This window comes from Nocardia sp. NPDC055165 (genome assembly GCF_053606985.1).
The window spans coordinates 664,529-686,882 of sequence record NZ_JBSGSS010000001.1; the positions used below are offsets into that span (position 1 = coordinate 664,529).

Here is a 22,354-nt window from a genome sequence, read left to right on the forward strand (position 1 = left end):
CACTGTGTCCGCGACATCCATCCCCACCGGATTCGATTTCACCGATCCGGCCCTGTGGGAATCCCGCAACCCCGTCCAGGAATTCGCCGAGCTCCGCCGGACCGCACCGGTGTGGTGGAACGCCCAGACCGACGAGCAATCGGGCGGCTTCCGCGACGGCGGCTACTGGGTGATCACCAAACACGAGGACATCAAGGAGGTTTCGCGCAATCCGGAGCTGTTCTCCTCCGAGCGAAAGGGCTCGGTGATCCGGTTGCCCGGCGAGGTGACACCCGAGCAGATCGAACTCACCGGCGCCCTGCTGCTGAACATGGATCCGCCCAAACACACCAAGATCCGGCGCATCATCGCCAAAGGGTTCACGCCGCGCGCGGTCGAGGGGTTGCGCGCGGCGTTGACCGAACGAGCGGGCGCGATCGTGGCCGCGGCGCGCGCGGCCGGTGGTGGTGATTTCGTCGAACAGGTGGCGTGTGAGCTTCCGCTGCAAGCCATCGCCGAACTCGTCGGCGTCCCCCAGCAGGACCGCCGCAAGCTGTTCGACTGGTCGAATCAGATGCTCAACTACGACGACCCGGAGTACGGCGACGCCACGACCACCGACGCCTCGTCCACCGCGGCGATGGAGATCCTCGGCTACGCCTGGAACATGGCCGAGCAGCGCCGCACCGATCCCGCCGACGACATCGTCAGCAGGCTCGTGCACGCCGATCTCGACGGGGAGGCGCTGGGCTCCGACGAGTTCGGGTTCTTCGTGATCCTGCTCGCGGTCGCGGGCAACGAGACCACCCGCAACGCCATCACCCACGGGATGAAGGCGTTCATCGACAATCCGGATCAGTGGGAGCTCTACAAGCGGCAGCGGCCACGGACCGCGCCCGACGAGATCGTGCGCTGGGCGACGCCGGTGACGGTGTTCCAGCGCACCGCGACCGCCGACACCGAGCTCGGCGGGCAACTCATCCGCGCCGGTCAGCGCGTCGGATTGTTCTACAGCTCGGCCAATTTCGACGAAGATGCCTTCGAGAGCCCGTTCCGCTTCGACATCTCGCGAGACCCCAATCCGCATCTGGGGTTCGGCGGCACCGGCGCGCACTTCTGTGTCGGCGCGAACCTGGCCCGGCTCGAGATCGAGCTGATCTTCAATGCCATCGCCGACGTGATGCCCGATCTGTCCCAGATTTCGGAGCCACAGCGGCTGCGATCGGGTTGGATCAACGGCATCAAACACTGGCAGGTCAGCTACGAGTCGGGAACGGTGCACTGATGCGGATCGCGCTGCTGTCATATCGGAGCAAGGCGCATTGCGGCGGGCAGGGTGTCTATGTCCGGTACCTGAGTCAGGGGCTCGTCGATCTCGGTCACCAGGTCGAGGTGTTCTCCGGCCAGCCCTATCCCGAGGATCTCGACCCGCGGGTGCGGCTCACCGAGGTGCCGAGCCTGGACCTGTACCGCGACGAAGACCCTTTTCGCACACCGCATCCCCGCGAGATCCGGGACCGTGTCGACCTGCTCGAGCTCGCCACCATGTGGACGGCCGGGTTCCCCGAACCGCGCACGTTCAGCTTGCGGGTGGCCAAGCTGCTGGCCGCGCGCGCCACGGAATTCGATGTGGTGCACGACAATCAGTGCCTGGGCTACGGTCTGCTCACCATCGCCGAGCGGTTGCCGCTGGTGGCGACCGTCCACCATCCGATCACTCGCGACCGCGCAGTCGATCTGGCCGCGACCCCGTGGCGGCGCAAGCTGTTCGTGCGGCGATGGTACGGCTTCCTCGGCATGCAACAGCAAGTGGCACAGCAGATTCCGGACCTCATCACGGTGTCCTCGTCTTCGGCCGCCGATATCGCGCAGGACTTCGGCGTGCGGCCCGGACAGTTGCATACCGTCCCCCTCGGCGTGGACACCGACCTGTTCCGGCCGCGCGAGACACCGCGGGTGCGCGGGCGCATCGTCGCGGTCGCGAGTGCCGACAAGCCGCTCAAGGGCATCGCACACCTGCTGAGAGCCGTGGCCCGGCTGCGCCATACCTGCGATGTCGAGCTCCGGCTGGTCGCGAAGCTGGAACCGAACGGCCCCACCGAGAAGCTGATCGCCGAACTCGGTATCGCCGATATCGTCACCCCGGTCAGCGGAATGAGCGACGAGCAGCTCGCCGAGTTGCTCGCCTCTGCCGAGATCGCCTGCATTCCGTCGATGTACGAGGGGTTTTCGCTGCCCGCCGTCGAGGCGATGGCCAGCGCGACACCGCTGGTCGCCAGCCGGGCAGGCGCGCTGCCCGAGGTCGTCGGCGAGTGCGCCGAGCTGGTCGAGCCAGGCGATGTGGACGCACTGACCCGGGTGCTCGGCGAACTGCTCGACGATCCCGACCGGCGCGAGCGCCTCGGCGCGGCGGGTCGTGTCCGCGTTCTCGAACTGTTCAGCTGGTCGGCCGTTGCCGCGCAAACACTCGCGATCTATGACCAGGCGATCACCCGCCACTCCCCTACCCCGCCGGGCACCGCCCGATGACGGCACCGCCCGACCCCGCGCAGCACCTGGAGGCCTCATGTTGACCGTCGATTTCGACCGCTTGGGCATCGGCCCCGGATCACGGGTGATCGACATCGGCTGCGGCGCGGGCAGACATTCCTTCGAGGCCTACCGCCGCGGAGCCGACGTCGTCGCGTTCGACCAGAACGCCGCCGACCTGGCCGATGTCGACATCATGTTCGAGGCCATGGCCGCGGCGGGCGAGGCGCCGGAGTACGCCAAGGCCGAGACCGTGCGCGGCGACGCGCTCGACCTGCCCTACGGCAACGACGAATTCGACGTGGTCATCGCCTCGGAGATCCTCGAGCACGTCCCGCAGGACACACAGGCGATCGCCGAACTGGCGCGGGTGGTCAAACCCGGGGGCGCGCTGGCGGTCACGGTGCCGCGCTGGCTGCCCGAACGCATCTGCTGGGCCCTCTCGGACGAGTACCACGCCAACGAGGGCGGTCACGTCCGCATCTATCGCGCCGACGAGCTGCGCGACAAGATCACCGCGCGCGGTCTGCGCTACCACCACCAGGACTTCGCGCACGCGCTGCACGCACCCTTCTGGTGGCTGAAATGCGCTGTCGGCGTGCGCAATGACAAGCACCCGCTGGTGAGCGCCTATCACCGCATGCTGGTGTGGGACATGATGTCGGCGCCCGCGCTCACGCGCACCGCCGAACGTGTGCTGAATCCGCTGGTCGGCAAGTCGGTCGCGCTCTACTTCACGAAACCGGCGGTGCGCGGCGATGCCCGTTGAGCTACCGGCCGTTCCCGGGGTCGTCTCCGCGCGTGAGATCCGGCAGACCGCCGAATCCATCGCCGCCGCACAGGAACCCGACGGTGCGATCCCCTGGTTCAGCGGCGGCCACACCGATCCGTGGGATCACATCGAGTCCGCGATGGCGCTCACCGTGGGCGGGTTGTGGGACGTGGCCCGTGAGGCCTACATCTGGTCGGCGAAATCGCAGCGCTCCGATGGGTCGTGGCCCACGCAGGTACGCGCGGGCGTGATCGAGAACCACGACGCCGACACCAACTTCTGCGCCTACCTGGCGACCGGTGTTCTGCACGCCCTCACGATCACCGGCGATACCGGGTTCGCCGCGGAGATGTGGCCGACGGTCCGCGCAGGCATCGACTTCGTCCTCGGGCTGCAACGCGGCGAGCACGGCGAGATCCATTGGTCGGCCGGCGAATCCGGATCATCGGGAGAAGCTCTGCTGACCGGCTGCTCCAGCATCTTCCACAGCCTCGGCTGTGCGGTGACCCTCGCCGAGCGGGTGGGCGACCCGCGACCGGATTGGGCGGCGGCTCGCAGCCGGCTCGGCAACGCCCTGCGCCATCATCCGGAAGCGTTCCTGGACAAGAGCCGTTACTCCATGGACTGGTACTACCCGATCCTCGGCGGCGCGGTGCGCGGCGCGGCGGCCGCGGACCGGATAGCGCGGCACTGGAACGAATTCGTGGTCGCCGATCTCGGCATTCGCTGCGTGTCCGACGCACCGTGGGTCACCGGCGCCGAGACCTGCGAACTGGTGCTCGCCCTCGATGCCATCGGCGACACCGCCGCCGCGAGCACACTGTTCACCGCGATGCAGCATCTGCGCGAATCGGACGGATCCTATTGGACCGGACTCGTTTTCACCGACGGCAAGCGCTGGCCCGAGGAGCGCACCACGTGGACCGCGGCGGCGGTCGTACTCGCCGCCGACGCCCTCAGCCGCACCACCGCGGGCAACGGCATCTTCCGCGACGCACGCCCCCGGTGATCCGGCTCAGTTACACGCGGCGGTTCGCTGCAGGATGCGCAGCGAACCGGTGACCGAGAGTTCGCGGAACTTGCCGCTGTCGATCGCGCGTCGATAGATGTTGTACGGCGCGCGACCACCGTCGGCGGGATCGGGGAAGACGTCGTGAATGGCGAGCAGCCCGCCACCGGCCACCCAGTGCACCCAGTTGTCGTAGTCACGCTGGGCGGCCTCCTCGGTGTGGCCGCCGTCGATGAACAGCATGCGCAGCGGGGCCCGCCAGATGCGGGCGGCGGCACTCGACGAGCCGATGATCGCGGTCACCGTGTCGGTGAGACCCGCGCGAATCATGGTGCGCCGGAACGGGGTCACGGTGTCGAAGACGCCGGTCTCCGGGTCGATCATGCTGGTGTCGTGGTACTCCCAGCCCGGCTGATGCTCCTCGGAGCCACGGTGGTGGTCGACGGTGCACACGGTGGCACCGGTTTCGCGGGCCGCGGCACCGAGATAGACGGTCGACTTGCCGCAGTAGGTGCCGATCTCCATGATGATTCCGTCACCCGCGTACGCGCGGGCGGCCGTGTAGAGCGCCTGTCCCTCCTCCGGCGGCATGAATCCGACGGTCTGTTCGGCGAGGGCGAACAGGTCGCTGGTACCGGCGGAGATCTCGTCTACAGCTCCCATGCGGGTGACGCTAACACATGACCTGGAATACAATCCGGACTACTGTCCGGAAAGATGCTCGGATAGCCGGAACCCAAGGAGAACATCGATGAAGACTCGTCTCAACTGCCCCTGTGGCGTCAGCATTCGCGGCACCGACGAGGCCGATCTGATCAAGCAGACCCAAGAGCACCTGGCCGCGAACCACCCCGGCCACGACTACACCCCGGACGAGATCCTCTTCATCGCCTACTGATCATTTCGTCGGCAGGGCGTTCTGCAGGCCACCCACCTCGGTGATCTGCCAGTCGGAATTCCGGTCGACGGTGAGCGAATAGGTGACGGTGGTCCGCGTTCCCTCTGGCGTCTGGGCGCTGGTGGAGACCACGTCGAGGTAGGCATTGACCTTGTAGATGCCGCCGGCTTCCGAGATCACCTTCGCCGAGAGCGGGTTCGCCTTCGACGTCCACTGCAGCGGGAGCAGGATCTGCTCCAACTGCGGTGCGGTGGCGTCGAATTTGGCGGCCAGAGACCCGGTGGTGCCGGTCTTGAGCCGGGCGAACCAGGCAGGCACGTCGCGGTAGTCGATCGTGGACGCGCCGACGCCGTAGCCGGTCGCGATCTGCTCCACGCGCTCGGCGTCGGCCGCGCGCGCGTCGCGCTCGGCGATCGTCGCCCGCGCCGAGAAATACAGCGCCGCGAACGTGACGACCGCGGCGACGAGCACCCCGATCGTGCCGCTGACCAGGACGGTCGAGAGCCGGACGGAGACGGTGCGCGGTGTCTGTTCGTCGGCGGCGGTGGCTTCTACTTCGGTCGCTGTACTCATGGTCAGTCCTTTGTCCGGCTATTTGACGCCGAGGCGGAAATGCACGGTGCCGTCGGCGTCCACGTTCTGCAGTGCTTGGTCGATCAGGGTGCTGATGTCGATGGCCGGCGTCCGATGGACCGCGTCGGTGACCACCGGCCCGAGAAGCTGTCCCAGCGGGGCGATACTCGGGCCGATCTCGGTGATCAGGACGGTGAGGTTGTCGAGGAAGGGGACAAGGCCGTCGCCGGTGAAGTAGTCCTCGACCGGGCGGCTTTCCACCAGCTCCGCACCGGACTCGACGATCGCGTTCAGCGTGACACCGAACTCGCCGAACAGCGGGCCCGCCGTGGCGAGCGACGGCCCGAGCCACGCCATGTCACCACCGAGGGCTTGGATATCGGCGAACAGCTGCCGGATCGCCTCGGTGCGGCTGAGCAACGTCGCCGCGAGCAGCGTCGATGACCGCTGCAGCGTCCCCATCGCGGCGTCGGTACCGGCGAGCGCGCGATCGAAGGTGTCGACCAGGTTCGCGATCGTCTCGGGTCGGAGCTGGTCGAGCAGCTCGACCAGCCGGGCCGAGAGCGCGGTGATGGTCGTCGGCAGGTGGACGCGGTCCGCCGCGACGACCTGGCCGTCCTCGAGATACGGGCCCGCCCCTGACTCCGGTGCGAAGGCGATGTAGGGCTCGCCCAGCGCCGACAGCTGCTCGATGCGGACATCGCTGGACACCGGGATGCGGTAGCGACTGTCGATCCGCAACCGGACGAGCACACCCCCGTCCTGTTTGCGCACCGACTCGGTGCGCCCGACCTGGACACCGGAGAGCAGGACCGGCGAGTTCGGCGCCAGCCCGCCCGAGTGCGCCAGCCGCAGATCCGCGGTGCGGAAGCTGATGCGCGGATCGAGCCGGAGCACACCGAGCGACATGTACCCGACCCCGAAGACCAGCACCGCCATGATCGCCGAAAGTGACACTGTCGCACGAAGGTTCATCGCACCAGACCGATCATTCGCAGGGAGTCGACGATCCGGGCGGTGTGGTCGCCGGGCGTGATCGACAGGTCGATCTCGGGTCCGTGCTGTGCGAACGGGACCAGGTCGGTGTTGATCAGGTCGATGAGCGCCTTCATGTTCGAGGGCGCGTCGGTGTCGAGGGGGCGGCTGCCGAGCAGCATGGGCACCACGGCGCGGGTGGTGTCGTCCAGGGAGGACAGCAGCGGGCCGAGCCACTGGACGCTCGGCGCGACCGGGCCGAGGGCGGTCAGCACGAAGATGACGCTGATCTGGGTGTTCACCGCATCGGTGGTGTGCTGGACGCCGTAGGGGGTGAGTAGCTCGTCGAGAATCGGCAGGTTGTGCCGCATCCCGTCGTCGACGGTGGCTTCCAGGCCGTCGAGCAGGGCGTCGACCGAGTTCAGGTGGTCGCCGAGGTCGGTGATGTCGGCTCCGAGAGTGTCTGCGATTCGCGCTGTTTCGCGCGGGTCGTCGGGGAATACCCCGTTCGTCGTGCGCACGATGTCCTGGAAGTCGGTCACCGCACCGCTGCCGATGAAGGTGGACAATCCGGCCAGGATGTCCTCGATCGGCGGCGACTGGGTGGTGTCTTCGAGCGGGATGGTCGCGCCCGCTGTCAACTCGCCCGCGGTCGGGTCGGCGGGCTCGCTCAGGGCGATGTGGACGTCGCCCAGCGGCGTCTCCTGGCGCAGTTCGGCGGTGGTGCCCACCGGGAGCCGGACCGACCGCTGGATCTCGACATCGACGACGGCATACCCGGGCACGGCGGCCCGCTCCGCCGTGCCGGGGACGGGGTCGACCAGGGTGACGCCGGTGAGCCCGCCGACGCGGACACCCGCCGCGATCACCTTGGCGCCCTGCGGGAGATTGAGAACGTCGGCGAACTCGATCCGCAGCGGATAGGTGGGTCCGCCGACATCGGCTCCCGGCACGGGCAGATCGGCGGGCTGGAATCCGCAACCGGTGGCGGCGAACAGCACCGCGAGGACGAACAGGGCGACACGTTTCATCGGGCGCTCACCGCTCCCAGTAGGACGGGCATCGCGGGAATCGTCATCGCACCGCCGTCCGAAGGCAGGCACGGCTGCCCGGTGACGACCTGCACGGCCGCGCAGATCCGGTCCGAGTCCTGCTGGGCGAGTGCGAGTTTCGGCGGCGCGTAGCCGATGGTCAGCGCGCCGGTGGCCGGGTCGACAGCACCGGCGAAGCCACCGGCGACGGCAGGCGCCATCGCGATCACGTCGGCCAGCGAGCCGACCCCCGCCGCGATCATCCGCGACAGGTCGGGCACCGCGTCCAGTGCGCGCAGTCCGGGCGAGCCGAACATCATGATCACATCGTTGAGCTGGGGCAGCAGATCGGCGAGAGTGGCGACGATCGCGATGACCGGCGGAAAGGCGATGGTGACGATGTCGTTGAAAGTCTGCGGCAACCCGGTCACCGTCGTCTCCACCTGCGACCAGCCACCGCGTGCGCGGTGGGCGAGCTCGGTGAGCGCGTCGAGCAACTGCCCGAGGTGACCGATCGCCGCATCGGGTGCGGCCAGTGCCCGGCTCAGCGCCACGATGACGTCGTTGATCTGCTCGCCCGTCCCCGCCGTTGCGCGTTCCAGGGCCGTGATCCCGGCGCCGAGGGCGGTCCGCTGCGCCGGATCGCCCGCGCCGTTGAGCTGGTCGGCCAGACCGGCGAGGGCGTCGAAGGTCTGCGTGAGGCTCTTGGGCGTCAGGGTTTTGGTGATGCACGCGCTCGAATTCCAGCCCGGCCCGACAGGTTCGTTGCCGATGAGGGCCAGTCGGCGGTCGGCGATCAAGGTGTCGCTGACCGTCACCGCCCCGACCTCGATCGGCAGCTTCCGATCGGCGCGGACGGTGAATTCGACGCGCGCCGAGGCCCCGTCGACGCTGATGCCGGTGACCCGCCCGACCTGCACCCCCAGCACCGTGACGGCGCTGCCTTCGTAAAGTCCGATGCTGTCGGGCATTGCGGCGCAGTAGGCCCGCATCGGCGGGTTCGGTGTACTCAGTCGCAGACCCAGTGCACCGGCGAGGACGAGAGTCAGAACCACCGCGACCGACATCAGCCCACGCGATCCGAGTAGCTGTTTCGATATCAACAGCCGCCCCCCGGCAGTGGCACGCAGACGGCGGGCAGCTGGATCGTCGTCCCGGACTGATCGACACTCACCCCGCCGCCCGGTGGGAGCAGCGGGAGCAACCGCTCCTCCAGTGCGCGTACGGAATCGAACAGGGCGCCCAGGCGCGTGCCGAGCTCTTCGAGCGCGGGGACCGCCGCGGCGAGCGGGGCCACCCGCTGCTGGATCGAGGCATCCCACGCGCGTCCGAGCGGCGTGACCTGTTTCAGCACGACCGCCAGATCGATCAGGGAATCCGCGACCACCACCTTGTTGGTCTGGATGATCTGCTCGAGCGTGCCGAGGGTGATGATCAGGTTCGCCAGCACATCGGCGTTGGCCCGCAGTGCGCTGAGGTACTCGTCGGCGATGGACAGGGTGCGCGAGATGTCCGCGTTCTGCTCGTCCAGGATCGCGACCACGTCACCGGCGGCGCGCACGGCCGAGCGCACCGCGTCCGGGCTCGTGTCGATCGCGGTGGACAGCGCGGCGAGATCGCGCCGGAAGACCTCGCCGTCGATGCGGCGCACCGGCTCCACCGCGTCCTGGAATGCCCGGGTCAGGTTGTAGGGCACGATCACTCGCTGCGCGGGCAGCACCGCATCACCCAGCGGTTGCGTGCCCGCGGGCAGTACCGCCACGTAGTAGCCGCCGACAAAGGTCAGCATCCGGATATCGAGGGTGGTCTGATCGCCGATGAACGCGTCGGCGGCGACGGTGAACCTCATCCGGACCCGGTCGGGCAGCAGGTCCAGCGAGGTCACTTTCCCGACGGGGATCCCGGCGAGCCGCACATCGTCGCCGACGCGGACCGAACCCGCCTCTGTCAGGTCGGCGGAATAGGTTCTCTGCGAGGTGGTTCCGGTGACATAGACGACACCGATCGCGACCAGGAGCAGTACCGCGGCGCACATTCCCGCTATCCCCCAGCGCAATTCACCGGCGCGGGGATCGTTGATGGCGCGTCGGCGCGTTATCGGTGACACAGCACGATCCCCTGTCCGGCGATGAGCACTTGCAGCGGTGGCGGTGCGGTGGCGTCACCGTGCGAGCAGGTGAGGCCGGGCCCGGTCTGCGGAATCGCCCGCGTCATCGACTGGATGAGACCGGGCAGGCTCTCGAACGCGGCCACCGCCTCGTACGGATCGGGGAAGGCTCGGGTGAGCGCCGCGTCGAGATCGCTGTTCGGCTCGCCGGTGACCCCGAAGACGGTCAGCATGCTGCGCAGCGGTTTCAGCACACCGGGAATGCCGATCGAGAAGTCCACCAGCCCGGGCAGTTTCGCGGTGATGGCCATGAACAGGTTGGTCAGATTGGTCAGCAGCGTGATGGCGTTGCCCGACTTTCCGTCGAGATGATCGGCGACCTCGGCGAGGTTGCGCGCCAGGGTCGACAGGACCATTTGACGGTCGGAGGCGAAGCGGCTGAGCTTGTCGATGGCGCCCAGTGCCTGCCCGAGACCTGTGCCCTCGCCCTGGATCACGGCGAGGATGCTGGTCGCGAACTGGTTGAGATCCTCGGGGGAGAGTTCGGCCAGCACCGGCTGCAAACCCTTGAACAGACGGGTGATGTCGAAGTCCGGCACCGTCTCCGCGGTACTGAAAACCGACGCCGGATCACGTCGGCCCGTCGGCTGGTCGGGTTGCTCGACGCCCAGATACCGGAAACCCGTGAGGTTCTGGTAGCGGATGGCGATCCGGGAGTTGAGGAACAGCGTCCGATCCCGTGCGACGGTGAAGCGCACGCGGGCGAGCGCGCCGTCGAGCTCGACGGCCTGCACCTTGCCGACCTGCACCCCGTAGAGGCGCACGTCGTCACCGCTGCGCAGGCCGTTCGCATCGGTGAACAGCGCTGTGTAGGTGTCGGTTTCGCCGTCGACGGGTCGCTCGATCACGCGCAGGACGCCGACCAGCACCACGGCCATCAGCGCGACCGCGGTGGCTACCCGGATCAGCAGGGCACGCGTCGTCATCAGCGCCCGCCCCCGAGCATCGCGGCCAGCGGCGCCGCCAGACCCGGCACACCGTCGAGCGCGACCTCGGCCCGGAGCACCGGGCCCTCGGGTGTGTCCTGGAAGGCGGTGTCGAGTCGGGTGAGCAGCTCGCTCAGCTGCTGCGCCGAGCGCTGCGGGGTGCTGACCGAGGCGGCGAGTCGGTCGAGGACAAGGCTGAGCATCGGCAGGATCTCCCCGAAGTACTGCTGAGAGGTGCTGAACAGTCGCGTGACCGTCGGCAGCAATTGGTACTGGACACCCTCGAACATCCGGCCGAACCGCTGGAGCTGATCGGGGACCGCCAGGTATTTGTTCGTGTATTCCGCGTTCAGCAACGTCAGGCCACCGGTCAGCATCGGCGGCAGACCGGTCAGCGCCGAACCGAACTGTTCGAACAGCACCGAGGGCGGTAGCTGTCTGGTCTCCGCGTACGAGCGGGCGGTCGTGCCGATCGCTTCCAGCAGCGGGGTGAACGCCGTGAGATCGCGGGAGACGGTGCTGAGCAATGCGACGAGTTTCGGTGTCAGTACCTCGTCGGTGAGTTGTCCCGTTGCTTTCAGCAGGGCGGAGAGCGTGGCGTCGTGTACCCGAGCAGCGTCGCGACCGGTCAGGTCGACGGTCGAACCGTCGACCAGCTCAGCACCGCCCACCGTCGAGTGCAGCTCGATGGCGCTGATGCCGAACAGGTTTCCCGGCGCGTAGTCGACGGCCAGCGCGTCGGTCAGGCCGAACAGTTGAGACCCGCTCAGCGTCAGCTCGATTCGCTGCGTGCTCCGGCCGGCGAAGTCGATCGTGTCGACCGAGCCGACCCGCACGCCGTCGAGCCGGACATCGGTGCCCTCCCCCACTCCCTCGCCGACCGCGCCGACCAGCAGCGCGACCCGGATCTGGTCGGCGGGCACGCTGTCGGGCACCACGCGCCAGATCAGCACGGCGAGTAGCGCGAGCGCGATGGCGAGCGCGCCGAGGATCCGGGCGCGCAGCGGCCCGACTTCGGTGCCCGGCAGGGCGTAAGCAGGCATGGCATCACCCGGTGAACGTGACGGGGGATTGAAATCCCCACAGTGCGATGGTGGCGACCATGTCGAGCGCGATGATGGCCACCAGGCTCGCCCGAATGGCGCGCCCGGAGCCGATACCGACGCCCTCGGGGCCGCCCGTGGCGAAATAGCCCTGATAGCAATGGATCAGCACGACGGCGATGGCGAACACCATCACCTTGACGGTCGCGGCGAAAACGTCCCACCCGACCACGAACTGATCGAAGTAGTGGTTGTAGGTTCCGGTCGGTGTGCCGTGGATGGTCGTCACGATGAAGGCGCAGGAGGCGTAGCTCAGAATCAGCGCGACCACGAATGCCGGTGCCACGGCGAAGATCCCGGCGATGACCCGCGTCGTGACGACGAAGGGCACCGACCGGATCCCGAGTGATTCCAGCGCGTCGATCTCCTCGGAGATGCGCATCGAACCGATCTCGGCGGTCATCCGGCACCCGGCCTGGGCCGCGAAGCCGATCCCGGCCGCGATCGGCGCGAGCTCGCGGGTCACGCCGAAGGCCGAGATCAGGCCGCTGAGCTGACCCAGCGACAACAGGTTCAGCGCGCTGAACGCCTCGATGCCGATGGACGCTCCCATGGCGGCGCCGAGCAACAGCATCAGGGGCACCACGCCGCCGCCGATGATCACCGAACCGCGACCCCACGTCATGTCCGTCACCATCGTGACCGTCTGGCGCCGGTAGTGCACGAGCGTGTAGGGCACCGACGAGAGCACCTGCCAACCGAAGCCGATCACGAAGCCGATCGACTCGATCGGGCCGAGTGGACGGATGCGGCGGCGCCGCAGTCTGCCCACCCAGCGCAGCCCGGCGGGATAGTACGGAGCGGCGCTCATCAGGCCATCCTCACCGGGAAGAACATGGTGACCACCTGGGTGATCACGGTGTTCAGCACAACGGCCGCGGCGATCGACATCACCACGGCCGCGTTGACCCCGTCGGCGACGCCGCGCGGCCCGCCCTTGGCCTCCAACCCGCGCTGACAGGCGATCACGACGACCAGGAACCCGAAGATCAACGCCTTGACCAGCGAGACCCACACGTCGATCGAGGTGGTGAAGGAACCGAAGGACTGCCAGTAGCTGCCCGGGGTGACGTTCAACGCCGATACCGCGACCACGAACCCGGAGCTGATGCCGACGAAGATGATCAAGATATTGAGTAGCGGCGCGACCAGCATCATGGCCGCGATGCGGGGCACGACCAGCCGTTGCACCGGGTCGATGCCCATCACCCGGAGCGCGTCGACTTCTTCTCGGATGGTTCTCGCCCCGAGATCGGCGGCGATCGCTGCGGCGCCCGCACCGCCGAGCAGCATCGCGGTGGCCATCGGCGCGCCCTGTTTGATGACGCCGAGACCACCCGCGGCACCGATCATCGAATCGGCGCCGAGTTCGGACACGATATTGCCCACCTGGGCGGAAACGATGACACCGAACGGAATGGCCATCAAAATGCTCGGCACCGCGGTGACTCTGATCAGAAACCAGGCCTGCGCGAGAGTTTCGTGTATCTGGAATCGGCCGCGAAGGGCGTCGTTCGCCCCGAGATAGACGGCGCCGGCGCCCATCCGCAATGCCCGGCCGAGCGTCGCCACGCTCGAAAGGACGGTCTCGGAGAAGTTGCGTCGAATTATCCGGGCCGCACTCGCCTGTTCCGCCTCCGGTACAGCCGGGTCGCCCGTGTCCGCCGCACCGACCCGAGCCGGTGCGACTTCGCCGTCTACCCCTGCCATGGCGGTGACCGTACCATATGATTTGGACCACATTCCAGACACTGGTCCAGATTTCTGACCAGCCCTGAAATCCGCCGACAACGGCCGGTCGAGGCCCTCCTTCGGCCCGGAAACCGTTGTGTTGAACTTGTGTCGATGGTACCGTCCAGACACATGTCCAGCTACCTGTCTCCTTCGGTGCGATCGACCCCAGCACCCGGCGGCGACGACCTATCGAAACCGGGGTATTCACGATGACGAGCGCCGCTGTGGAACCCCTGACTTTCGACCCGTACGACTACGGATTCCACGATGATCCGTATCCGACTTATCACCGCCTGCGCACCGAGGCGCCGCTTTATCACAATCCCGATCTCGATTTCTGGGCGCTTTCCCGGCATTCCGATGTGATCGCGGCTTTTCGGGACAGCAACCGGCTCTCCAGCGCCAATGGCGTCTCCCTCGATCCGGCGGCCTGGGGTCCGCACGCGCATCGGGTGATGTCGTTCCTGGCGATGGACGACCCACGGCATATGCGGATGCGCAGGCTCGTCTTCAAGGGATTCACGCCGAAACGCGTCGCCGAGATGGAAGTCCGCATCCGCGAGATCACCCTCGAGCATCTCGAGCCCGCCCTCGCGCGCGGCAGCTTCGACTGGATCGACGACGTCGCGGGCAAGTTGCCGATGGACGTCATCTCCGAACTGATGGGCGTGCCCGAACCCGACCGTGCCGAGATCCGCCGGTTGGCCGATCTCGTGGTGCACCGCGAAGAGGGCGTCCTCGATGTGCCCGTCGACGCGATCGACGCCTCGATTCGGCTGTTCGGCTACTACGCCGACATGGTCGCCCAGCGCCGCGCCGCGCCCGCCGACGACCTCACCTCGGCGCTGCTGGACGCCGAAATCGACGACGACACCCTCACCGACGAGGAGATCATCGGCTTCATGTTCCTGATGGTCGTCGCCGGAAACGAAACCACCACCAAGCTTTTGGGCAACGCACTCTATTGGGCGGCGGCAAATCCCGTGGAGTACGCCAAGGTGGTCGCCGACCCGGAACTGGTGAGCGACTGGGTGGAGGAGACGCTGCGCTACGACACCTCCAGCCAGATCGTGGCCCGCACCGCGGCGGTCGACCTCGACTACCACGGCGGCACCATCCCGGCAGGCGCCAAGGTGCTGCTGCTGATCGGCTCGGCCAATCGCGACGCGACCGCCTTCGACGACGGCGACAGCTACGTGATCGACCGCAACGACAGCAGCGCGCTCGCCAGTTTCGGCGCGGGCGTGCACTTCTGCCTCGGCGCGCACCTGGCCCGGCTCGAGGCCACCATCGTGCTCGGCGAATTCGCCTCGCGCGTCACCGGATACGAGGTCGACGCCGACGGCATCGAACGGGTGCACTCCACCAACGTCCGTGGCTTCGCCAAACTCCCCATCACAGTAGAGGTCAGCTAGTGCCCCGATTCGAACCCCATCCCGACCGCAGGCCCGCGCTGATCGCCGGCGCGTCCTCCGGTATCGGCGCCGCGACGGCCGTCGCGCTCGCCGAACTCGGCCATCCGGTGACCTTGGGCGCGCGCCGGGTCGAGCTGTGCGAGGAGATCGCGGCCAAGATCCGGGCCGGCGGCGGCGAGGCGTACGCCCACCGTCTCGACGTCACCGATGCCGACTCCGTCGACGAGTTCGTGACGGCCGCCGAGCGCACGCTCGGCCCGACCGAGATCCTCGTCTCCGGCGCGGGCGACATCGAATTCTCCCTGGTCGGGGAGATGGACCCGGAACGCTTCCTGTTCCAGGTCCAGGTCCATCTCGTCGGCGCGCAACGTCTCGTCCACCGGGTACTGCCCGGGATGACCGCGCGGCGCCGTGGCGATCTCGTCGTGATCAGCTCCGATTGCGCCGACAACCCGCGGCCGCGGTCCGGCGCCTACAGCGCCGCCAAGAACGGGCTGGAGGCGATGGTCGGTCAGTTGCGCATGGAACTGGAGGGCACCGGAATTCGCGCCTCGCTGGTACGTCCCGGCCCGACCCTCACCGGGATGGGCATGGATTCGACTCCCGAGATCGTCGGGCCGGTACTGCAGGACTGGAAGGACTGGGGCCTGGCCCGCCACCCCTACATGCTGCGACCGCACCACCTCGCCGACGCGGTCGCGACGGTGGTCTCGGTCCCGCGAGGTGCCCACATGGTGCTGGTCGAGGTGCAGCCCGAGGCACCGCTGCGGCCGACGCCGGACGGAGGCGCGTCATGAGAATCGTGGTCGACCTCGACCTGTGCCAGGGACACGGCGTCTGCCAGGACGAGGCGCCCGCGGTCTTCACCGTGCCCAAGCGCGGCCCGGTTCAGATCACCGACGCCACCCCCGACGCCGCGGAGCACAAGGCCGTCGAGGCCGCGATCCGCTACTGCCCCACCCGAGCTCTGTCGATCGCCGACGGCGGCGAATCCGACTCCCCTGCGAAAGGCACAGACTGATGGCAAATTTCGAGCGGGCCGAACTCGACGAGATGGTTCGGCGCTGGGTCGTGGAGAACCAGCGATGTGAGGAGAAGGGCGACTGGAAGCCCCTCGCCGAGATGTACACGGCCGACGCCACCTACGGCTGGAACTACGGCCCCAAGCAGGAGTTCATGGCCGTCGGCCGCGACGAGATCCGCGACTACGCCCTGGGCCAGGAGATGCTCGGCCTCGAGGGCTGGACCTACCCGTATCAGGAGTTCGTCGTCGACGAGCGCAGCGGCACCGTCATCGGCTTCTGGAAGCAGATCAACGAGGGCAAGCGCGCCGACGGCCGCCACTACTCCCCCGAGGGCATCGGCGGCAGCTGGTTCCGCTACGGCGGCGACTTCCAATGGTCCTGGCAGCGTGACTTCTTCGACTTCGGCAATGTCTCGGCGATGTTCCTCGACATGATCACCGACAACGCGCTGTCGCCGGGCATGCACCAGCGCATCGAGCGCTCCGTCTCGCGGGACCCGCTGCCCGGCTGGTACCCCATCGGCGAATCGCCCGCTTCCCTGTGGTGACGTCGATGAGCAGATACGCGGAGCTGTCCCGGGACCAGCTGGCCGCACTGGTCCCCGAACTGCTGCTGTGCGGTCACCTCATCGACCGGTCCGGGATGGCGCACACCATCGCCGCCTTCGGCCGCGAGGGAATGACGGCGGTCGCGATCGAGGAGTGGCAGCTGGCCAGTCCGATCTACACCCGCCGGATGCAGCGCGCGCTGCGCTTCACCGGCGACAGCGTCGAAACCATCTTCAAAGGGCTGCAACTCGACATCGGCGCGCCACCGCAGTTCATGGACTTCCGGTTCCGCGTCGACGACCACGATCACGGCGAGTTCTGGCTCGATCACTGCGGGGCACTGGCCGATGTGGAGCCGATGGGCGAGGAGTTCGTGGTGGCGATGTGCCACGACATCGAGGACCCCACCTTCGATGCCACGGCGCTGGCCACCAATCCGCACGCCCAGGTGCGGCCGGTGCACCGCCCACCGCGCAAGCCCGCCGACCGGACCCCGGTGTGCGCGTGGACGGTCGTCATCGATGCCGCGCACGTCCCACCCGAGGTTCCCCGCAACGCCGCGCTGCTCACGAACTCCGTTGCCGCGCAGCTCGAGCTGGCCGACATCGACGTGGGTGAGGAGGGCAGGGCCGACTACACGGGGCCGCTGCTGAGTGATCTGCGGTTCGCCGATTTCTCCCATGCCGCGTTGCGCCGGATGGCCGACGAGATCTGCCTGCAACAGCACCTGCTGACCCTCGGGTTCATGGTCGCCATCGGGGAACGCGCCGATGCGGCGACCGCCCTCGGGATCGGGCGCAAGCAGTTCGCCGGAATCGCCGGACTGACCTCCGAGCGCATCCGCAACTGCCTGAACCTCGGCCGCGATCCGGACGCGCTGGCCCGGGTCTTGCGCGTACATCCCGCGCTGAACCCGCTGGGCTACACGGGAATCGACATATCCGTCGTGGAATCCGGGGTGCGTTTGCGGTTTCCGCATGCCAGCGGGGCGCGGACCGACCGTGCGTGGCCCTCGATGCTGACGCCCGAGGACCTTCGCCCTCTCGATGCCCTTGTGCGTGGGGTCGACCCACGGTTCGTCGCCCGGGTCGCCGCCACCGACCAGCACGGCTGGACCGTCGAGATCGACCTGGCCGAACAACCGTTCCGCGAAGCGTCCGAGGTCGCGGTGACCCGCTTCAGCACCGGTGCGGGCTTCGCCTTCACCGACCGGGGCAAACCCCTGCCGCTCACCGTCGTGTGAGAGATCGTCGAGAGATGGATTGACATGGCCAACAACTTCGCCGACCTGTTCGAACACTCCGTCGACGCCATGCCCGATCGGATCGCGCTGATTCAGCGCGATCGTCGAGTGACGTTCCGGGAACTGGATATTCGCGCCAACCGGCTCGCGCACCGGCTCGCCGAGTCGGGCGTCGGCCACGGCACGCACGTCGGATTCCAGATGCACAACAGCATCGAGACCATGGAGACGTTGCTCGCGTGCTTCAAGCTGGCCGCCGTCCCGATCAATATCAACTATCGGTACGGCCCGACCGAGCTGGCCTATGTCTACAACAACGCCGACCTCGAAGTGCTGCTGTACCACGCCTGTTACGCCGAGACAGTCCGCGCCGGCCTCGCGCTCGCGCCGGGGGTGCGCCTGTCGATCTGTGTCGACGACGACCGCGACGTCGGCACCCCCGAGACCGGCGCGGTCCTGTACGAGCAGCTCGTCGAGGCGGGAAAACCGTTCCGCCCCTCGGTCACTCGCACCGCGGACGACCTGTTCATGATGTACACCGGCGGCACCACCGGCATGCCGAAAGGCGTCATGTGGCGGCAGGAAGACATGTGGCGTGTGCTCGGTGGCGGTGTCGACTTCTACAGCGGTGAACCGGTGCGCGACGAATATCAGCAGTCCGCGACGGGCGCCCAGGGGGTGCCCGCCATCTGGTTCGTGCTCCCGCCGCTGATCCATGCCGCGGCGATGATGCCGACGTTCAACGCACTCTGGTCGGGCAATACCGTGCTGTTCGAGCCGCGCTTCGACCCGGCGCGGGTGTGGGAATCCGTCGCCACGCACAAACCGCACGTCATGGTCATCACCGGCGACGCGATGGCTCGCCCGCTCATCGACACCTACAGCGCGGAACCGGTGGACGCCTCCTCGCTGCTCGTCATCGCCTCCGGGGCCGCGCTGCTGTCCCAACCCGTGAAGAACGCACTGCTGGAGCAGTTTCCGACGTCGATGGTGTCGGACTCGATCGGGTCGTCCGAAACCGGCTTCGGCGGTATCGGTTTCGCGCAGAAGGACGACGATCCGGCGCGCGGACCACGAGTGCAGACCGGGCGCGGCGCGGTGGTCGTCGACGAGGACGGGCGGCCCGTCGCCGCCGGCGAGGAGGGTTGGCTGGCCAAGACCGGCGCGGTCCCGCTCGGCTACTACAACGACCCCGAACGTACCGCCCGGCTGTTCAAGACGGTGGACGGTGCCCGCATCGTGGTCACCGACGACCGCGCCCGCGCCGAGTCCGACGGCTCGATCACCCTGATCGGGCGCGGCAACATGGTGATCAACACCGGCGGGGAGAAGGTGTTCCCGGAGGAGGTCGAGGCCGTCGTGAAGTCACACGACGCGATCTACGACGCGGTCGTCATCGGCGTCGCGCACGAACGGTGGGGCCAGCAGGTGGCGGCGATCATCTCGATCGCCCCCGACCACACCCTGGACTTCGATGCCGTGCGCACCCACCTGCGCCCCCATCTCGCGGGGTACAAGATCCCCAAACGCATCTGGGTGGCGGAGACGATCTCCCGCTCCCCCAGTGGCAAACCCGACTACCGCTGGGCCAAGGACTTCGTCACCGACCGAGCCCCCGACCATCAGTCCGAGTGAGGCATCGCGGGCTCGTCAGATGATCTTGGCGTCGATCAGCAGCCTCCAGATCTCGCCCTGGTCGACGACCTCGACGCCGAGCTTCTCGGCCTTCGCCAGCTTGCTGTCACCGACTCCCGCGCCGGTGATGAGCATGTCGGTGTTCGCCGAGACCGAGGAGGCCGCCGTCGCGCCCGCCTGCTCGCACAGGCGCTGGAACGTCGGGCGGGCCACCTTCTCGCCGGAGCGTGGGTCGCTGATCGCACCGGTGATCACCACTGTTCTGCCTTCGAGGGGTGCGCCTGCCGCGATGACCGGCGGCAGGTCCTCTTCGCGCACATCCAGGCAGACACCGAGCTCGCGCAAGCGGTCCAGTTCCGGACGCAACCGGGTCAGGTGGGCGACCAGGGAGGCGGCGACCTTCGGGCCGATGTCCTCTACCGCGACAAGGCGTTCCTCGCCCGCGTCGGCGACCTCTTCGAGGGAGCCGAAGCCCGACCTGGCCAGGCGCGCGGCGGTGCCGTCGGAGGCCATCGGGATGGCGAGGCCGATCAGGGCGCGGCGCAGGCCGACCTGGCGGCTGGCGTCGATCGAATCGATCATGCGCGCGGCGGAGACCTCGCCGATGCGATCGAATTCGAGCAAGCGTTCCTTGGTGAGCGTGTAGAAGTCCGACGGACTTTCGAGAATGCCCGCCTCGGCGAGGCGTTCGATCCACACTCCCCCGATGGCGTCGATGTCGGCCGCCGCGCGCGAGGCCCAGTGGATCAGCCTGCGCACTGTTTGGGCGGGACAGGCGACGTTGGTACAGAACAGTTCTCGGCTGTTGCCCTGCTCGATGACCGGCTGAGCGCACGAGGGGCACTCGGTGGGCGAGATGATCTCGAGCTCCTCGCCCGTGCGCTTGGCGGCGTCGAGCACGCCGGCCACGAACGGGATGACATCACCGGCGCGACGCACCAGCACCGTGTCACCGACCTTGATGTCACGGGCGCGGATCACCTCTTGGTTCGCCAGCGTCGCCTTCGTGACCGTCGTACCGCCGACGAACACCGGCTCGAGCCACGCGACAGGGACGATCTTGCCTGTCTTGCCGACATCCCAGATCACCTCGCGCAGCAGCGTGGTCTTCTCCTCGGCGGCGAACTTGAACGCCAGCGCCCCGCGCGGGGAGTTCGACCGGGTTCCGGCCGCCGCGTAGGCGTCACGGTCGGCCAGCCGCAGGACGGCACCGTCGATGTCGTAGTCCAGGTCGTTGCGACCCTGCTCGATCTCGGTGATCGCCGCCTGTGCCCGCGCGGCGTCGGCGCACAGCCGCATCTGCGCCCCCGCGACGCCGATCGCCCGCAGTCCTTCTCCGAGGTCGTGCGCGGCGTCGTCGGCGGCGGTATCCAGGTCGAAGCCGAAGAACTGCAGGCGCCGTTCCGACACGGTCGCCGGGTCTTTCGCGCGCAGGGTGCCCGCCGCGGCATTGCGCGGATTGATCAGTGGCTTGTCGGGGTGTGCGGCGTTGTAGGCCAGGAAGGTCGAACGCAACATCACCGCCTCCCCACGCACCTCGACGCGGCCCGGCAGGTCGATCCGCTCGGGGACCCCGTCGACGAGGGCACGGACCAGCGGGGTGACGTCGTCACCGGTGGTGCCGTCACCGCGGGTGACAGCACGCGCCAGCCGCCCGTTCTCGAAGACCAGAGCCAGCGACAAGCCGTCCAGCTTGGGCATCACGACCACCGGCTGACCGGGAAATCGATCGAAGAACGCCTCGACCTGCTCCGGCTTGGTCGCCTTCTCCAGCGACAGCATCGGCCGCGAGTGCCGGACCGGGGCGTGCAGCACCGCGGGCGCACCGACTTGCTCGAGCGGATTCGGGTCCGGCGCGAGGTCGGGGTGCGCCTCGATCAGGGCGCGCAACTCGTCTTCGATCGCGTCGAATTCCGCGTCGGCTACCAGCGGCGCCCCCTGGTAGTAGGCGTCGCGCAGCGCCACCATCCGGTCGGCGAGTTCTTGGATACGTTCCCCTGTTTCCACGGACAAGACGCTACCGATACCCACCGACATCTACGGACCGACATTCTCGAGCTGTCAGGATCGGGGGAAACTCACCCCGTTCGGCCGAATCCCGTGAGCGGCAGATGTCGCCGTTCGAACTGGTCACAACGCTACTTCGCATGGTTGCCGGTGAACGCCACCGAGACACCGAGCCCGATCATCGACAAGCCCCCGACGGTCCCGAGCGTCTCCTCGCGTCGCGGAGACCGGCGGAACCAATCGCGCAGCCGTGCGGCCAGCACCGCCCAGAGGCTGTCCGACACCAAGGCGATCGCGACCGCGATCAAGCCGAGCAGCAAGATCTGAAGCTGGACTTGCCCGGCGTCGCGATCCACGAACTGCGGTACGACGGCGGCGGCCAGGATGAACGACTTCGGGTTCGACGCGCCGACGACGAAGCCCTGCCGCACCGAGGTCCGCCACGGCAACGCCGAGCGTTCCGGGTTTAGGTCTCCCGCTCCGAACGCCGCGCGGTGTCGGATCGCGGTGGCCCCGAGGTAGACCAGGTAGGCCGCCCCGGCGATTTTCACGATCCAGAACACCGTGGCCGACTCGGCGACGACCGCACCGAGCCCCACCGAGACCAGCGCCAGCACTGTGAGCAGACCCAGGGTGTTGCCGGCCACACTGGCCAATGCGACGGACCGGCCGTGGGCGAGAGCCCTGCCGATGGCGAAAACCACGCTGGGACCGGGAATCACGATGATGATCAAGGCTGCCGCGCCGAAGGTGACCAGCTGTTCGAGACTGAGCATGCGACCACG

General features: G+C 68.0%; 23 protein-coding genes. 11 read left to right on the plus strand and 12 right to left on the minus strand.

Annotated elements, in window-relative coordinates:
- Nucleotides 1–4: 4 nt before the first annotated feature.
- From ACWFRF_RS03285 to ACWFRF_RS03300, 4 genes are read left to right on the plus strand one after another with little or no spacing between them, the layout of a single operon-like run.
- Nucleotides 5–1,264, plus strand: coding sequence for a cytochrome P450 (locus tag ACWFRF_RS03285; RefSeq protein ID WP_452448728.1), 1,260 nt, complete (start codon nt 5–7; stop codon nt 1,262–1,264).
- Nucleotides 1,264–2,508 carry a glycosyltransferase family 4 protein gene (locus ACWFRF_RS03290; RefSeq protein WP_379312169.1) on the plus strand — a complete coding sequence of 415 codons (1,245 nt, stop codon included), beginning with the start codon at nt 1,264–1,266 and terminating at the stop codon, nt 2,506–2,508. Before ACWFRF_RS03285 ends, ACWFRF_RS03290 begins: the two co-directional genes overlap by 1 nt.
- A 37-nt stretch (nt 2,509–2,545) precedes the next feature.
- Complete coding sequence (locus ACWFRF_RS03295) at nt 2,546–3,277, plus strand: class I SAM-dependent methyltransferase (protein WP_387446582.1); 732 nt, start codon at nt 2,546–2,548, stop codon at nt 3,275–3,277.
- Nucleotides 3,267–4,289 (plus strand): prenyltransferase, encoded by a 1,023-nt coding sequence (locus tag ACWFRF_RS03300; RefSeq protein WP_452448729.1) that lies wholly within the window; start codon nt 3,267–3,269, stop codon nt 4,287–4,289. The genes ACWFRF_RS03295 and ACWFRF_RS03300 overlap by 11 nt, the downstream gene beginning before the upstream one ends.
- A 6-nt stretch (nt 4,290–4,295) precedes the next feature.
- Here ACWFRF_RS03300 and ACWFRF_RS03305 read toward each other — a convergent pair whose 3' ends face one another.
- The gene (locus tag ACWFRF_RS03305) at nt 4,296–4,952 is read right to left on the minus strand and encodes a class I SAM-dependent methyltransferase (RefSeq protein ID WP_452448730.1); all 657 of its coding nucleotides are present in this window, start codon (nt 4,950–4,952) and stop codon (nt 4,296–4,298) included.
- Between the two features lie 88 nt (nt 4,953–5,040).
- Between ACWFRF_RS03305 and ACWFRF_RS03310 the strand changes: the two genes are divergently transcribed.
- Nucleotides 5,041–5,187: a DUF1059 domain-containing protein gene (locus tag ACWFRF_RS03310; RefSeq protein WP_378630312.1), complete on the plus strand. Its 147-nt coding sequence runs from the start codon at nt 5,041–5,043 to the stop codon at nt 5,185–5,187.
- On the opposite strand, the gene ACWFRF_RS03315 is transcribed toward ACWFRF_RS03310, so the two are convergent.
- The 9 genes from ACWFRF_RS03315 to ACWFRF_RS03355 all read right to left on the minus strand — a co-directional run bounded on the left by ACWFRF_RS03315 (nt 5,188) and on the right by ACWFRF_RS03355 (nt 13,672).
- A complete protein-coding gene (locus ACWFRF_RS03315) occupies nt 5,188–5,760 on the minus strand; it encodes a hypothetical protein (protein WP_379312172.1) in 573 nt (190 codons plus the stop codon).
- Nucleotides 5,761–5,778: 18 nt separating this feature from the next.
- A complete protein-coding gene (locus tag ACWFRF_RS03320) occupies nt 5,779–6,717 on the minus strand; it encodes an MlaD family protein (RefSeq protein ID WP_452448731.1) in 939 nt (312 codons plus the stop codon).
- 14 nt (nt 6,718–6,731) lie between these two features.
- Complete coding sequence (locus tag ACWFRF_RS03325; RefSeq protein WP_452448732.1) at nt 6,732–7,766, minus strand: MlaD family protein; 1,035 nt, start codon at nt 7,764–7,766, stop codon at nt 6,732–6,734.
- The gene (locus tag ACWFRF_RS03330; RefSeq protein WP_452448733.1) at nt 7,763–8,737 is read right to left on the minus strand and encodes an MlaD family protein; all 975 of its coding nucleotides are present in this window, start codon (nt 8,735–8,737) and stop codon (nt 7,763–7,765) included. The genes ACWFRF_RS03325 and ACWFRF_RS03330 overlap by 4 nt, the downstream gene beginning before the upstream one ends.
- A gap of 128 nt (nt 8,738–8,865) precedes the next feature.
- On the minus strand, nt 8,866–9,873 hold the full coding sequence (locus tag ACWFRF_RS03335; protein ID WP_452448734.1) for an MlaD family protein: 1,008 nt from the start codon (nt 9,871–9,873) through the stop codon (nt 8,866–8,868).
- Nucleotides 9,861–10,859 carry an MlaD family protein gene (locus tag ACWFRF_RS03340; RefSeq protein ID WP_378992715.1) on the minus strand — a complete coding sequence of 333 codons (999 nt, stop codon included), beginning with the start codon at nt 10,857–10,859 and terminating at the stop codon, nt 9,861–9,863. The genes ACWFRF_RS03335 and ACWFRF_RS03340 overlap by 13 nt, the downstream gene beginning before the upstream one ends.
- A complete protein-coding gene (locus tag ACWFRF_RS03345; protein ID WP_452448735.1) occupies nt 10,859–11,902 on the minus strand; it encodes a hypothetical protein in 1,044 nt (347 codons plus the stop codon). Before ACWFRF_RS03345 ends, ACWFRF_RS03340 begins: the two co-directional genes overlap by 1 nt.
- 4 nt (nt 11,903–11,906) lie before the next feature.
- A complete protein-coding gene (locus ACWFRF_RS03350) occupies nt 11,907–12,773 on the minus strand; it encodes an ABC transporter permease (protein WP_378992711.1) in 867 nt (288 codons plus the stop codon).
- Nucleotides 12,773–13,672 carry an MlaE family ABC transporter permease gene (locus tag ACWFRF_RS03355; RefSeq protein WP_452448736.1) on the minus strand — a complete coding sequence of 300 codons (900 nt, stop codon included), beginning with the start codon at nt 13,670–13,672 and terminating at the stop codon, nt 12,773–12,775. Before ACWFRF_RS03355 ends, ACWFRF_RS03350 begins: the two co-directional genes overlap by 1 nt.
- A gap of 233 nt (nt 13,673–13,905) precedes the next feature.
- On the opposite strand from ACWFRF_RS03355, the gene ACWFRF_RS03360 reads away from it, so the two are divergent.
- From ACWFRF_RS03360 to ACWFRF_RS03385, 6 genes are read left to right on the plus strand one after another with little or no spacing between them, the layout of a single operon-like run.
- The gene (locus tag ACWFRF_RS03360) at nt 13,906–15,111 is read left to right on the plus strand and encodes a cytochrome P450 (protein WP_452448737.1); all 1,206 of its coding nucleotides are present in this window, start codon (nt 13,906–13,908) and stop codon (nt 15,109–15,111) included.
- Nucleotides 15,111–15,908 carry an SDR family oxidoreductase gene (locus ACWFRF_RS03365; RefSeq protein WP_378992708.1) on the plus strand — a complete coding sequence of 266 codons (798 nt, stop codon included), beginning with the start codon at nt 15,111–15,113 and terminating at the stop codon, nt 15,906–15,908. Before ACWFRF_RS03360 ends, ACWFRF_RS03365 begins: the two co-directional genes overlap by 1 nt.
- Complete coding sequence (locus ACWFRF_RS03370) at nt 15,905–16,132, plus strand: ferredoxin (protein ID WP_379295003.1); 228 nt, start codon at nt 15,905–15,907, stop codon at nt 16,130–16,132. The genes ACWFRF_RS03365 and ACWFRF_RS03370 overlap by 4 nt, the downstream gene beginning before the upstream one ends.
- Nucleotides 16,132–16,683 carry a Cif family virulence factor gene (locus ACWFRF_RS03375; protein ID WP_378992706.1) on the plus strand — a complete coding sequence of 184 codons (552 nt, stop codon included), beginning with the start codon at nt 16,132–16,134 and terminating at the stop codon, nt 16,681–16,683. Before ACWFRF_RS03370 ends, ACWFRF_RS03375 begins: the two co-directional genes overlap by 1 nt.
- Nucleotides 16,684–16,688: 5 nt before the next feature.
- Entirely contained in the window at nt 16,689–17,927 is a 1,239-nt protein-coding gene (locus ACWFRF_RS03380; protein WP_452448738.1) for a hypothetical protein, read from the plus strand.
- 24 nt (nt 17,928–17,951) lie between these two features.
- A complete protein-coding gene (locus ACWFRF_RS03385; RefSeq protein ID WP_452448739.1) occupies nt 17,952–19,562 on the plus strand; it encodes an acyl-CoA synthetase in 1,611 nt (536 codons plus the stop codon).
- Between the two features lie 15 nt (nt 19,563–19,577).
- Here the strand turns inward: ACWFRF_RS03385 and ligA are convergent, their stop codons facing one another.
- Both ligA and ACWFRF_RS03395 read right to left on the minus strand, forming a co-directional pair.
- Entirely contained in the window at nt 19,578–21,569 is a 1,992-nt protein-coding gene (gene ligA / locus ACWFRF_RS03390) for an NAD-dependent DNA ligase LigA (RefSeq protein WP_452448740.1), read from the minus strand.
- 131 nt (nt 21,570–21,700) lie between these two features.
- The gene (locus ACWFRF_RS03395) at nt 21,701–22,345 is read right to left on the minus strand and encodes a LysE family translocator (RefSeq protein ID WP_452448741.1); all 645 of its coding nucleotides are present in this window, start codon (nt 22,343–22,345) and stop codon (nt 21,701–21,703) included.
- Between the last annotated feature and the right edge of the window lie 9 nt (nt 22,346–22,354).